Below are 13,342 nucleotides of genomic sequence, written 5' to 3'. Positions count from 1 at the left end.
GAAGCGTGCGATATCTGGCAACATTGTTGTTATCTCTGGCGGTGTTAATCACCGCCGGATGCGGCTGGCACCTGCGGAGTACTACCCAGGTCCCAACCGCAATGAAAACCATGATCTTCCAGTCGGGCGATCCGAATGGCCCGCTGAGCCGTTCGGTGCGTAACCAGCTGCGCCTGAACGGGGTTGAACTGATCGATGGCAGCACGCTGCGTAAGGATGTTCCTTCTCTGCGTCTGGAATCATCATCTATTCAGAAAGATACGGCCTCCATTTTCCAGGACGGGCGTACCGCGGAATACCAGATGGTGATGACGGTTCATGCCAGCGTGCTGATCCCGGGCCATGATATCTATCCGATCACGACGAAAGTCTACCGCTCGTTCTTCGATAACCCGCAGGCGGCGTTAGCGAAAGATGCCGAGCAGGATATGATAATCCAGGAGATGTACGACAAAGCGGCAGAGCAGCTGATTCGTAAGCTGCCAAGCGTCCACGTTGCGGATGTCGAAGCCACCAAAGGCGAGGAGAAGCCGGTCACCACGACCCCAGCCTCCTCCACCTCCGGCAATCGCGTCTCCACCACGCTGGGTAACTGATGATTCGGTTGTACCCGGAACAGCTCCGCGCGCAGCTCAATGAAGGGCTGCGCGCAGCCTATTTACTGCTGGGTGGCGATCCTCTGCTGCTGCAGGAAAGTCAGGATGCCATTCGCGAAGCCGCTGCCGTTCAGGGCTTTATCGAACACCATACCGCTACGATTGACGCCAGCACCGACTGGCACGCTCTCTTCTCGCTGAGTCAGGCCATGAGCCTGTTCGCCAGCCGTCAGACGCTGCTCCTGATCCTGCCTGAAAATGGCCCCAATGCGGCCATTAACGAACAGCTGGCGACGCTTATCGGCATGCTGCATGACGATTTGCTGCTGATTGTACGCGGCAGTAAGTTGACCAAAGCGCAGGAGAACGCCGCCTGGATCACCGCCCTCGCCAGCCGCGCGGTGCAGGTAAGCTGTCAAACGCCGGAATATGCCCAGCTGCCGCGCTGGCTCGCCGCGCGCGCAAAGCAGAACAATCTGCAGCTTGACGACGCGGCCAGCCAGCTGCTGTGCTACTGCTACGAAGGCAACCTGCTGGCGCTGTCGCAGGCGCTGGAGCGTTTGTCCCTGCTGTGGCCAGACGGCAAGCTCACGCTGCCGCGCGTAGAGCAGGCGGTAAACGATGCCGCCCACTTTACGCCGTATCACTGGGTCGATGCGCTGCTGGCAGGCAAAAGCAAGCGCGTGCTGCATATTCTGCAGCAGCTCCGGCTCGAAGGCAGCGAACCCGCAATCCTGCTGCGTACGCTGCAGCGAGAGCTGCTGCTGCTGGTGAACCTGAAGCGCCAGTCGGCCCATACGCCGCTGCGCTCGCTGTTCGATAAGCATCGCGTGTGGCAAAACCGCCGGCCGCTGTTGACTGACGCGCTCACGCGCCTCGGTAGCGATCAGCTGCGTCAGGCCGTCACCCTGCTTACCCGCACAGAGCTCACCTTCAAGCAGGATTACGGAACCAGCATCTGGCCCGAGTTAGAGAGTCTTTCCTTATTGCTCTGCCACAAAGCGCTGGCGGACGTGTTTATTGATGGTTGATATGGCGCAGCTGCAGGCAATGTACGGTGGTACCTTCGATCCGGTGCATTACGGTCACCTCAAACCGGTCGAGATTCTGGCAAATCAGATCGGCCTGGGAAAAGTGATTATCGTTCCTAACAACGTGCCGCCGCATCGTCCACAGCCCGAGGCAACCAGCGCCCAGCGCAAGCATATGCTCGAACTGGCTATCGCTGACAATCCGCTGTTCGTGCTGGATGAGCGCGAACTGCAGCGCCAGACGCCCTCCTGGTCGGCGCAAACGCTGCAGGAGTGGCGCCAGGAGCAGGGGCCAAAGCCGTCGCTGGCATTTATCATCGGCCAGGACTCTTTGCTCACCTTCCCGACCTGGCACAACTACGCCAGCATTCTTGATAACGTGCACCTGATCGTTTGCCGCCGTCCGGGCTATCCGCTGGTAATGCAGCGCCCGGAGGACCAGCAGTGGCTTGATAAGCATTTAACGCACGATGTCGAGCAGCTGCACCGCCGTCCCGCCGGGGCTATCTATCTGGCGGAAACGCCGTGGTTTGATATTTCAGCCACCCTCATTCGCCAGCGGCTTGAACAAGGCGAATCCTGTGCCGATATGCTGCCGGCAGCCGTCCTGGATTACATCCATCAGCAAAAGCTTTATTGCTAACCCTCAGCGCGGGTGCCCGGCCAGCGCTCCCCTTTCGGCTCAGTGAGGATGATCATGAGATTATGGTTAGTTCGTCATGGCGAAACCCAGGCTAACGCCGCCGGTCTGTACAGCGGACGGGCCCCAACCCCCCTGACCGAACGCGGCGAGGCCCAGGCCAGCTGGCTTGGTCAACGCCTGCAGGCGGTTCCATTCGACCACGTTCTTTGCAGCGAGCTTGAGCGTACCCAGCGCACCGCCAGCCTGCTGCTGGACGGCAGAGAGATCCCCCGCGAGATTATTCCTGGCCTCAATGAGATGTTCTTCGGCGACTGGGAAATGCGCCACCATCGGGATTTGCAGCACGAAGATGCGGAAAACTATGCCGCCTGGTGCGCGGACTGGCAGCACGCGGCGCCGACCAACGGCGAGAGTTTTCAGAATTTTGCCCGCCGGGTAGCGGTATTTAGCGAGGAGCTGGCGCAGTATCAGCATCTTGACCATCTGCTCATCGTCGGCCATCAGGGCGTGCTTAGCCTGTTAACCGCCCTGCTGCTGGAGATGCCAGCGGCGGCGATGTGGCATTTCCCCATCGAGCACGGCGCGTGGAGCATGCTCGATCTTCGCGCAGATTTCACCACGCTGCGGGTACTAAATAGCCGGGCCATCTGGCGGGCGGAAGAAGAATTCAGCCCAGACCATTGACAGGTCAGAGCAGGCTGTTATTCTCCGCAGCCTGAAGGTATCCGCCATACAGATGTTTTACAAAAATGGCGATGCAATCGACGGCGATGGATGGGATGATAGCCGCCTCCAACGCCCGTTGGCAGACATTTATCCCGACTTCTTTATGAGTTCAGGTATACTGCCAGGCTGTTTATTATTGTCACTCTTCACTCACCCAGGGGGAACTCTTGCAGGGTAAAGCACTCCAGGATTTTGTTATCGACAAAATTGATGACCTGAAAGGTCAGGACATCGTAGCCATTGACGTTCATGGCAAATCCAGCATTACAGATTGCATGATTATTTGCACCGGCACGTCTACGCGCCACGTAATGTCCATCGCCGACCACGTGGTACAAGAGTCTCGCGCCGCCGGCATGCTGCCGCTGGGCGTTGAAGGCGAAAGCGCCGCCGACTGGATTGTTGTCGATCTTGGCGACGTCATGGTTCACGTCATGCAGGAAGAGAGCCGTCGTCTGTACGAGCTGGAAAAACTCTGGAGTTAATGGCGTGAAGCTGCAGCTGGTGGCCGTTGGCACCAAAATGCCGGACTGGGTTCAGACCGGCTTTAGTGAGTATCTGCGTCGTTTTCCAAAAGATATGCCGTTCGAGCTGTTGGAAATCCCCGCCGGTAAACGCGGTAAAAATGCCGATATCAAGCGTATCCTCGAAAAAGAAGGGGAAATGATGCTGGCGGCGGCGGGTAAAAACCGCATCGTGACCCTGGATATTCCGGGGAAACCGTGGGATACGCCGCAGGTCGCGCGCGAGCTGGAGCGCTGGAAGCAAGATGGCCGCGATGTCAGCCTGCTGATCGGCGGCCCGGAGGGGCTTTCTCCGGCGTGTAAAGCCGCGGCGGAACAGAGCTGGTCGCTCTCCACCCTGACCTTGCCTCACCCGCTGGTACGCGTACTGGTTGCGGAGAGCCTGTATCGGGCGTGGAGTATTACAACCAACCACCCTTACCACCGTGAATAATGATGACCAGGGTAGACTAAGCAGCGAATGAAATTACAGAATTCTTTCCGCGACTATACGGCTGAATCCTCGCTGTTTGTGCGCCGGGCGCTGGTCGCTTTTTTGGGGATTTTGCTGCTTACCGGCATACTGGTTGCCAATCTTTATAACGTGCAGATAGTCCGTTACACGGACTATCAGACGCGCTCGAACGAAAACCGTATCAAGCTGGTTCCCATCCCGCCAAGCCGCGGCATTATCTATGACCGTAACGGCACGCCGCTGGCGCTGAACCGCACCATCTACCAGCTTGAAATGATGCCGGAGAAAGTCGATAACGTGCAGCAGACGCTGGACGCGCTGCGTAACGTCATTGATCTCACGGATGATGATATCGCCGCTTTTAAAAAGGAGCGCTCGCGTTCCCATCGCTTCACCTCTATTCCGGTCAAGGTTAACCTGACGGAAGTGCAGGTTGCCCGTTTCGCGGTCAACCAGTACCGCTTTCCCGGCGTCGAAGTTAAAGGCTATAAGCGCCGCTATTATCCCTACAACTCCGCCCTCACCCACGTTATCGGCTATGTCTCAAAAATTAACGATAAAGACGTCGATCGCCTGGATAAAGAAGGCAAGCTGGCTAACTACGCCTCAACCCACGATATCGGCAAGCTGGGTATCGAACGCTACTATGAAGACGTCCTGCACGGGCAGACCGGCTACGAAGAGGTAGAGGTCAACAACCGCGGCCGCGTCATTCGCCAGCTCAAAGAGGTACCGCCGCAGGCCGGGCGCGATATCTATTTAACCCTCGATCTCAAGCTGCAGCAGTATATTGAAACGCTGCTGGCCGGCAGCCGCGCCGCGGTGGTAGTGACCGATCCGCGCACCGGCAGCGTTCTGGCGCTGGTTTCCACCCCGAGCTACGATCCGAACCTGTTCGTTGACGGGATCTCCAGCAAGGACTACTCCGGGCTGCTAAACGATCCGAATACGCCGCTGGTCAACCGCGCCACCCAGGGGGTCTACCCGCCTGCCTCGACGGTGAAACCTTACGTTGCCGTCTCGGCGCTGAGCGCCAACGTTATCACCCGCAATACCAGCCTGTTCGATCCCGGCTGGTGGCAGCTGCCCGGTTCCGATAAACGCTACCGCGACTGGAAAAAATGGGGCCACGGGCACCTGAACGTGACCAAAGCGCTGGAAGAGTCTGCGGATACCTATTTCTATCAGGTTGCCTATGATATGGGCATCGACCGCCTGTCGGAATGGATGAATAAATTCGGCTACGGCCACTATACCGGCATCGACCTGTCGGAAGAGCGCTCCGGGAATATGCCCACCCGTGAATGGAAGCTGAAGCGCTTTAAAAAGCCCTGGTATCAGGGGGACACCATTCCGGTCGGTATCGGCCAGGGCTACTGGACCGCAACGCCGATTCAGATGAACAAGGCGCTGATGATCCTGATTAACGACGGCGTGGTAAAAGTGCCGCATCTGCTGCAAAGCACCGTGGAAGACGGCAAGCAGGTGCCGTGGGTTCAGCCGCACGAGCCGCCGGTCGGCGATATTCACTCCGGTTTTTGGGAGATAGCCAAAGACGGAATGTTCGGCGTTGCCAACCGCGGCAACGGTACCGCGCATAAGTACTTCGCCAGCGCGCCTTATAAAATCGCGGCGAAATCCGGTACGGCACAGGTCTTTGGCCTGAAGGCCAATGAAACCTATAACGCGCACAGAATCGCTGAGCGCCTGCGTGACCATAAACTCATGACGGCGTTTGCTCCTTACAACAACCCCCAGGTTGCCGTGGCGATCATTCTCGAGAACGGCGGCGCAGGCCCGGCTGTCGGTACGATTATGCGCCAGATTCTCGATCACATTATGCTGGGTGATAACAACACGAATCTGCCGAGTGAAAACCCGGCGGTGACGGCGGGGGAGGATCAATAATGACCGATAATCCAAACAAAAAATCGCTATGGGATAAAATCCATCTCGACCCGACGATGGTGCTGATACTGCTGGCGCTGCTGACCTACAGCGCGCTGGTTATCTGGAGCGCGAGCGGCCAGGATATCGGGATGATGGAACGTAAAATCGGCCAGATCGCGATGGGTTTCGTGATTATGATCGTCATGGCGCAAATCCCGCCGCGCGTTTATGAAGGCTGGGCGCCCTATCTCTATATATTCTGTATTATTTTACTGGTGGCGGTGGATGCCTTCGGCGCTATCTCGAAAGGCGCCCAGCGCTGGCTGGATCTCGGCATCGTTCGTTTCCAACCCTCGGAAATCGCTAAAATCGCCGTTCCGCTGATGGTGGCGCGCTTTATTAACCGCGACGTTTGCCCGCCCTCGCTGAAAAATACCGCCATTGCGCTGGTGCTGATTTTCCTGCCGACCCTGCTGGTTGCGGCTCAGCCTGACCTCGGGACCTCTATTCTTATCGCCCTCTCCGGCCTGTTTGTGCTGTTCCTTTCCGGGCTGAGCTGGCGCCTGATCGGCGTAGCGGTGGTGCTGGTCGCCGCGTTTATCCCTATTCTGTGGTTCTTCCTGATGCACGACTATCAGCGTCAGCGCGTTATGATGCTGCTCGACCCGGAAACCGACCCGCTGGGCGCCGGCTATCATATTATTCAGTCTAAAATTGCTATTGGCTCCGGCGGATTGCGCGGGAAAGGCTGGCTGCACGGTACCCAGTCGCAGCTGGAATTTTTGCCGGAACGACATACCGATTTTATCTTCGCGGTACTGGCTGAAGAGCTTGGGCTGATTGGCGTGCTGGTGCTGCTGGCGCTCTATATCCTGCTCATTATGCGCGGGCTGTGGATTGCCGCCCAGGCGCAAACCACCTTTGGCCGGGTAATGGCCGGTGGTTTAATGTTGATTTTATTCGTTTATGTCTTCGTAAATATTGGTATGGTGAGTGGTATTTTGCCAGTGGTGGGGGTACCGTTGCCGCTGGTCAGCTACGGGGGCTCAGCCCTGATCGTCTTGATGGCCGGGTTTGGTATCGTAATGTCGATCCACACCCACAGAAAAATGTTGTCGAAAAGCGTTTAAAGGGGTTCGCAATGCGTAAGCAATGGCTGGGGATCTGCATAGCAGCAGGGCTGCTGGCGGCATGTTCGGGTGAAGACGTTCAACAAAAAACCGTCAGCACACCGCAGCCGGCGGTATGTAATGGCCCAAGCGTAGAAATCAGCGGCGCCGATCCGCATTATGAAGCGCCGAATCCGACGGCGAATCAGGATTACGAACGCGACGGTAAAAGCTATAAAATCGTGCAGGACCCGTCTAATTTCACCCAGACCGGCCTGGCGGCGATTTATGATGCTGAGCCCAACAGCAACCTGACCGCATCCGGTGAAGCCTTCGATCCTACCCAGCTCACCGCTGCGCATCCTACGCTGCCGATCCCTAGCTACGCGCGTATTACTAACGTCGCCAACGGCCGGATGATCGTGGTGCGCATTAACGATCGCGGCCCGTACGGCAACGATCGCGTGATATCGCTTTCGCGCGCCTCCGCCGATCGCCTGAACACCTCGAATAATACCAAAGTGCGCATCGACCCGATCGTCGTCGCGCCGGACGGCTCGCTCTCAGGCCCGGGAATGGCCTGTACCACCGTCGCCAAACAAACCTATGCACTACCGGCGCGTCCGGATCTGGACGGCGGCACCAGCGTCTCAGCCGATCAGCCGGTGCAAACCGACGTGCGCGCCATCAGCAACTCGACGCTGAAATCAGACGATAGCGTCGGCGCACCGGTCAACAGCAGCGGCTTCCTTGGCGCCCCTACGCCGTTGAATAACGGCGTGCTGGAAGGCAGTGAACCCGTCGCTCAGGCTGCGGCATCAACCGCGCCGGTCACCGCTCCCGGGTCCATCCAGGGCAGCGTTGCGCCAGCCGCCGCCGCGACGACTGCGGTTGCCGCCGCCTCTACCAGCTCCAGCGCTGCTGCCAGCGGTGATTATGTGGTGCAGGTTGGCGCCGTTAGCGACCAGGCGCGCGCCCGACAGTACCAGCAGCGCTTGAGCCAGCAGTTCTCGGTTCCCGGCCGCGTGGTGCAAAACGGCGCGGTGTGGCGTATTCAGCTGGGTCCATTCGGCAGCAAACCGCAGGCCAGTACCGTCCAGCAGCGCCTGCAAAGCGAAGCTCAGCTGCAGTCATTTATTACTCACGCCAACTAAACGCGTCGGACCGCCGTCCGTATCGCATTGGGCATGACAAAATCGTTAACAAAGTCATGCGCAATGTCGGATGCCGGTCCGCAGAGCATTTGTTATAGTAAGGCACTTTTTTAACTCCATCACGGATGCCGTTGTTCAGACCATGAAGATCTCTTTCACCGCACGTTTACTCGTTACGGCCCTCTCCGTTGCCGCGCTCTCCTCCGCAGCCCACGCCGATGACCTGAATCTCAAAACCATGATCCCTGGCGCGCCGCAGATTGACGCCGAATCCTGGATACTTATCGATTACAATTCAGGCAAAGTGCTGGCGGAAAATAACGCCGATTCACGCCGCGACCCGGCGAGTCTGACCAAAATGATGACCAGCTACGTTATTGGTCAGGCCATGAAAGCGGGTAAATTCAAAGAGTCCGATCTGGTCACCGTGGGCAACGACGCGTGGGCAACCGGTAACCCGGTATTTAAAGGCTCCTCCCTGATGTTCCTCAAACCAGGCATGCAGGTGCCGGTTTCTCAGCTGATCCGCGGCATCAACCTGCAGTCAGGGAACGATGCCTGCGTCGCGATGGCGGACTTCGTTGCCGGTAGCCAGGACGCTTTCGTCAGCCTGATGAACAGCTACGTCAACGCCCTCGGCCTGAAAAACAGCCACTTCCAGACCGTTCACGGCCTGGATGCCGAAGGTCAGTTCAGCTCCGCGCGCGATATGGCGCTGATTGGCCAGGCGCTGATCCGCGATGTGCCGAACGAATACACCATCTACAAAGAAAAAGAGTTCACCTTCAACGGTATCCGCCAGCTCAACCGTAACGGGCTGCTGTGGGATAACAGCCTCAACGTCGACGGTATTAAAACCGGCCACACGGATAAAGCGGGCTATAACCTCGTCGCATCGGCGACCGAAGGCCAGATGCGTCTGATCTCCGCCGTGATGGGGGGTCGCACCTATAAAGGCCGTGAATCAGAAAGCAAAAAGCTGCTGACCTGGGGCTTCCGCTTCTTTGAAACCGTGAATCCGCTGAAAGCGGGCAAAGAGTTCTCTTCCGAGCCGGCCTGGTTTGGCGATAGCGATCGCGCATCGCTGGGCGTCGATAAGGACGTGTATCTGACCATTCCGCGCGGTCGGATGAAAGATCTGAAAGCCAGCTACGTACTGAACAATACCGAGCTGCACGCACCGCTGCAGAAAAACCAGGTTGTCGGTACCATTAACTTCCAGCTGGACGGCAAAACTATCGATCAGCGCCCGCTGGTTGTGCTGCAGGAGATCCCGGAAGGCAATTTCTTCGGCAAAATGATTGATTACATTAAGTTAATGTTCCACCACTGGTTTGGTTAAAAATCGAACGCTTGAAAGTGTGATTTACATCCCCATATACTAACTATCAAAGTAACCTGATAACTCCCACATCTTGTGGGAGTTATTATTTTTTGTCGTAACACCGGAGCTGACATGAAAACCAAACTTAACGAACTGCTTGAATTCCCTACTCCATTTACTTACAAAGTAATGGGGCAGGCGTTGCCTGAGCTGGTTGATCAGGTGGTGGAAGTGGTACAGCGCCATGCGCCTGGTGATTACTCTCCACAGGTAAAGCCGAGCAGCAAAGGTAACTACCACTCGGTTTCTATCACCATCAACGCCACCCATATCGAACAGGTCGAAACCCTGTACGAAGAGCTGGGTAATATCGAGATCGTCCGGATGGTGCTGTAACCCATCCCGTTACCCGGCCCCGCGCCGGGTAATCCCCTTCCCCGCTGTGATATACTCGCTGCCTTAAATCACTTCTCTGTGCGGAGACGTTGTTTTGCAGCACAATAAAATCCTCATTCGGCAACTCGGCCTGCAGCCTTACGCTCCTGTCTCTCAGGCAATGCATGACTTTACCGACTCGCGCGATGAGACAACCCTCGATGAAATCTGGCTGGTTGAACATCATCCGGTCTTTACCCAGGGCCAGGCGGGAAAAGCGGAACACGTTCTGGTGGCGGGTGATATTCCGGTCATTCAAAGCGATCGCGGCGGCCAGGTGACCTATCACGGGCCGGGGCAGCAGGTGATGTACGTGCTGCTAAATCTCAAACGCCGCAAGCTGGGCGTGCGCGAACTGGTGACGCTGCTCGAGCAGACCGTGGTTAATACGCTGGCGGAGTATGGCATTGAATCCCATCCGCGTGCCGATGCGCCCGGCGTTTACGTCGGCGAGCAAAAGATCTGTTCGCTGGGCTTACGCATTCGCAAAGGGTGCTCATTCCACGGCCTGGCGCTAAATATCGCGATGGATCTCTCGCCGTTCCTGCGGATTAATCCCTGCGGCTACGCCGGAATGGAAATGGCGCAAATGCGCCAGTGGCAGCCCGAAGCGGTGCCGCAAATCGTGGCGCCGCGCCTGGTCGCCAACCTGCTGGCGCTGCTCAACAACCCGCCTCACGAGTACGTTCCCGCAGGGTAAATCCGCGCGTCCCGGCTTCCCGGGGCGCGTTTTGCGCCTGACTTCTGTTAAGCCATTATATTTGCAATTAATTGCCACAAACGGCGGCGTCGCTGACCGCTATACTTGCGCTATTCGCTATGACAGGAGGCGCAGAGTGGAAAAAAATCATCCGCAACCGGAACCCACCGAACGGCTCAACGATCGCCAGGTATTCCGCATTCTGCGTAATATTGATCTGAATTTACTGACTATTTTCGAAGCCGTATACGTGCACAAAGGCATCGTGAATGCGGCCAGGGTGCTGAATATCACCCCCTCGGCCATTAGCCAGTCGATGAATAAACTCCGCGCGCTGTTTCCCGACCCGCTGTTTATCCGCAAGGGTCAGGGGGTGACGCCGACCGCTTACGCGACGCACCTCCATCAGTACATCAGTCAGGGCATGGAAGCCTTCCTGAGCGCGCTGGATTTAACCGGTAGCCCGCATCAGCAGCGGGTCATCACCATCGCCACCTCGCCCACCGTCGGCGCGCTGGTCATGCCGACAATTGCGCAAGCCCTGAAGCCTCGCTTCCCGCAGGTGCTGCTGCATAATGTCGCCATTATCGACGCCACCAGCCAGCTCAATCAGCGCCAGGTGGATTTACTGATCGACAGCTACGCGCACAGCGGCCTGTCGATCGTGCATCACGTCCTGTTTCAGGATCGGGTGATGATGTATTGCCGTGAGGCGCATCCGGCGCTGGGTATGCCGTACAACGAAGAGCATCTTCGTCAGTACGAGTTTTCCCTGCTGCTGCCCGAGGGCCAGCGCTATGCGGCGCTGCACCGTCGGCTGCAGGAGCTGCCAGGGGAGCGCCGCTGCGGTTTTAGCAGCTACAATCTGTTAACTCAGGCAGCGCTGGTTAGCGCGAGCGATATGCTGGGGCTGATGCCGAAGCGAATGTTTTCGCTATTGGCCAAAACGTGGCCCCTGGCGGCGCTGGACTACCCGCCGCTCGCGGATGAAAATATCGATATTTCACTGCATTACAACAAACTCAGCGCCCAGGAACCGTTGCTAAATGAGGTCATTGAGGCGATTCGTCAGGCTTTTTAAACCATACCGCACGTGAGGGAAAGCATAAAACAACAACTATTTTACAATTTGCCGAACAGGTAGGCTGCTTTCTGTCCCATATCAATGGTATACTGCCTGTCCTTGATTCAAAAATAGTTGATAAATACAACATTTACTTGAATTAATTCGTTTTCCTTCGTACTCGCAACTGGAACACGCACGCTATGAGTAAACCCATTGTGATGGAACGCGGTGTTAAGTACCGCGACGCCGATAAAATGGCCCTTATCCCGGTGAAAAACGTGGCAACTGAGCGTGAAGCTCTGCTCAGAAAACCGGAATGGATGAAAATCAAACTTCCGGCTGACTCGTCCCGTATCCAGGGTATCAAAGCAGCGATGCGTAAGAACGGTTTGCACTCCGTGTGCGAAGAAGCTTCTTGCCCGAATCTTGCGGAATGCTTCAACCACGGAACGGCAACCTTTATGATCCTCGGTGCTATCTGCACCCGCCGCTGCCCGTTCTGCGACGTCGCACACGGTCGTCCGGTGACGCCTGATGCAAATGAACCGCAGAAGCTCGCGCAAACCATCGCCGACATGGGCCTGAAGTACGTCGTCGTGACCTCCGTCGACCGCGACGACCTTCGCGACGGCGGTGCTCAGCATTTCGCCGATTGCATCAGCGCTATCCGTGAGAAAAGCCCGTCGATTAAGATTGAAACTCTGGTTCCGGACTTCCGCGGCCGTATGGATCGCGCGCTGGAAATCCTCAAGGTTACGCCGCCGGACGTCTTTAACCACAACCTGGAAAACGTGCCGCGTCTCTATCGCCAGGTACGCCCAGGCGCCGATTACAACTGGTCGTTAAAGCTGCTGGAAAACTTCAAAGAAGCGCATCCGGAGATCCCAACCAAATCAGGTCTGATGGTCGGTCTCGGCGAAACTAACGCTGAAATCGTTGAAGTTATGCGCGACCTGCGTCGCCACGGCGTCACGATGCTGACCTTAGGCCAGTATCTGCAGCCGAGCCGTCACCACCTGCCGGTACAGCGCTACGTTAGCCCGGACGAGTTCGAAGAGATGAAAGCCGAAGCGATGGCGATGGGCTTCACCCACGCCGCCTGCGGCCCGTTCGTCCGTTCGTCCTATCACGCCGATCTGCAGGCCAAAGGGATGGAAGTGAAGTAATTCACTCACAACCTCGACCGCTGCACGTTTCCCGCGTGCGGCGGTCAGCTCTCCTTCCGTTACGCCATCTTTTTGCCAACAGCGAATCCGCCGGCGCGGTTACAGTCAGTTGCATTTTTTCTGCCAATAACATTGCTGGATATAAAAAGAGGCCGCAACGATAATCGCTGCGGCCTCTTATCCGTGCAGGCTGACGCCTGGCGGCAGCCTGCTCCCGCTGTCGGGGAGCAGGCGTTTAATTACTCTTTATGAGAGAGCTTCTGTGCCGGAGTTTCTTCTTCCGCACTGGTTTTCTTCGCGCTATCGTCGTCGTCGTTCATGGCTTTCTTAAAGCCTTTGATAGCCGAACCCAGGTCTCCACCCAGCGTACGTAGTTTTTTGGTACCAAACACTAAAATAATCAGCGCTGCGACAACCAGCAGTTTGGTAATACTAATCTCACCCATAGCTAACCTTCTTCTCTAAAACAATCTGCGAATACGCCATCATACACGCGAACAATTAACGGCTATTTGACGCGCGGA

The 13,342-nt window shown here is 56.8% G+C and carries 15 protein-coding genes; 14 read left to right on the top strand and 1 reads right to left on the bottom strand.

Annotated features, from left to right (window positions below):
• Positions 1-5 precede the first annotated feature (5 nt).
• The 14 genes from lptE (at position 6) to lipA (ending at position 12,818) form a co-directional block, all read left to right on the top strand.
• Entirely contained in the window at positions 6-596 is a 591-nt protein-coding gene (gene lptE / locus GO007_RS02305) for an LPS assembly lipoprotein LptE (RefSeq protein WP_095095033.1), read from the top strand.
• Positions 596-1,627, top strand: a complete 1,032-nt coding sequence (gene holA / locus GO007_RS02300) for a DNA polymerase III subunit delta (RefSeq protein WP_095095030.1) — start codon at positions 596-598, stop codon at positions 1,625-1,627. The genes lptE and holA overlap by 1 nt, the downstream gene beginning before the upstream one ends.
• Positions 1,620-2,270, top strand: coding sequence for a nicotinate-nucleotide adenylyltransferase (nadD, locus tag GO007_RS02295; RefSeq protein WP_189339814.1), 651 nt, complete (start codon positions 1,620-1,622; stop codon positions 2,268-2,270). The genes holA and nadD overlap by 8 nt, the downstream gene beginning before the upstream one ends.
• Positions 2,271-2,324: 54 nt before the next feature.
• A complete protein-coding gene (locus GO007_RS02290; RefSeq protein ID WP_095095028.1) occupies positions 2,325-2,954 on the top strand; it encodes an adenosylcobalamin/alpha-ribazole phosphatase in 630 nt (209 codons plus the stop codon).
• Between the two features lie 209 nt (positions 2,955-3,163).
• Positions 3,164-3,481 (top strand): ribosome silencing factor, encoded by a 318-nt coding sequence (rsfS, locus tag GO007_RS02285; RefSeq protein ID WP_004859547.1) that lies wholly within the window; start codon positions 3,164-3,166, stop codon positions 3,479-3,481.
• Between the two features lie 4 nt (positions 3,482-3,485).
• Positions 3,486-3,953, top strand: coding sequence for a 23S rRNA (pseudouridine(1915)-N(3))-methyltransferase RlmH (gene rlmH, locus GO007_RS02280; RefSeq protein ID WP_041144581.1), 468 nt, complete (start codon positions 3,486-3,488; stop codon positions 3,951-3,953).
• 27 nt (positions 3,954-3,980) lie between these two features.
• Positions 3,981-5,882 carry a peptidoglycan DD-transpeptidase MrdA gene (gene mrdA, locus GO007_RS02275; RefSeq protein ID WP_095095025.1) on the top strand — a complete coding sequence of 634 codons (1,902 nt, stop codon included), beginning with the start codon at positions 3,981-3,983 and terminating at the stop codon, positions 5,880-5,882.
• Positions 5,882-6,994 carry a peptidoglycan glycosyltransferase MrdB gene (gene mrdB / locus GO007_RS02270; RefSeq protein ID WP_095095022.1) on the top strand — a complete coding sequence of 371 codons (1,113 nt, stop codon included), beginning with the start codon at positions 5,882-5,884 and terminating at the stop codon, positions 6,992-6,994. Before mrdA ends, mrdB begins: the two co-directional genes overlap by 1 nt.
• Positions 6,995-7,005: 11 nt before the next feature.
• Positions 7,006-8,127 carry an endolytic peptidoglycan transglycosylase RlpA gene (gene rlpA, locus GO007_RS02265; RefSeq protein ID WP_095095019.1) on the top strand — a complete coding sequence of 374 codons (1,122 nt, stop codon included), beginning with the start codon at positions 7,006-7,008 and terminating at the stop codon, positions 8,125-8,127.
• A 142-nt stretch (positions 8,128-8,269) separates the two neighbouring features.
• Entirely contained in the window at positions 8,270-9,469 is a 1,200-nt protein-coding gene (dacA, locus tag GO007_RS02260) for a D-alanyl-D-alanine carboxypeptidase DacA (protein WP_045854459.1), read from the top strand.
• A 114-nt stretch (positions 9,470-9,583) separates the two neighbouring features.
• Positions 9,584-9,847, top strand: a complete 264-nt coding sequence (gene ybeD, locus GO007_RS02255) for a DUF493 family protein YbeD (RefSeq protein WP_041144576.1) — start codon at positions 9,584-9,586, stop codon at positions 9,845-9,847.
• 94 nt (positions 9,848-9,941) lie between these two features.
• On the top strand, positions 9,942-10,586 hold the full coding sequence (lipB, locus tag GO007_RS02250; protein ID WP_095095015.1) for a lipoyl(octanoyl) transferase LipB: 645 nt from the start codon (positions 9,942-9,944) through the stop codon (positions 10,584-10,586).
• Between the two features lie 136 nt (positions 10,587-10,722).
• Positions 10,723-11,667 (top strand): YbeF family transcriptional regulator, encoded by a 945-nt coding sequence (locus GO007_RS02245; protein WP_095095012.1) that lies wholly within the window; start codon positions 10,723-10,725, stop codon positions 11,665-11,667.
• Between the two features lie 185 nt (positions 11,668-11,852).
• On the top strand, positions 11,853-12,818 hold the full coding sequence (lipA, locus tag GO007_RS02240) for a lipoyl synthase (protein ID WP_095095009.1): 966 nt from the start codon (positions 11,853-11,855) through the stop codon (positions 12,816-12,818).
• A 239-nt stretch (positions 12,819-13,057) separates the two neighbouring features.
• Here lipA and tatE read toward each other — a convergent pair whose 3' ends face one another.
• Complete coding sequence (gene tatE / locus GO007_RS02235; RefSeq protein ID WP_041144572.1) at positions 13,058-13,264, bottom strand: twin-arginine translocase subunit TatE; 207 nt, start codon at positions 13,262-13,264, stop codon at positions 13,058-13,060.
• Positions 13,265-13,342: the final 78 nt, after the last annotated feature.

Source organism: Klebsiella sp. 10-1, from assembly GCF_009758445.1.
Classification (GTDB): domain Bacteria; phylum Pseudomonadota; class Gammaproteobacteria; order Enterobacterales; family Enterobacteriaceae; genus Klebsiella; species Klebsiella scottii.
Note: the sequence above shows the minus strand (reverse complement) of the source record. Positions and strands in the feature narration are given on the sequence as shown.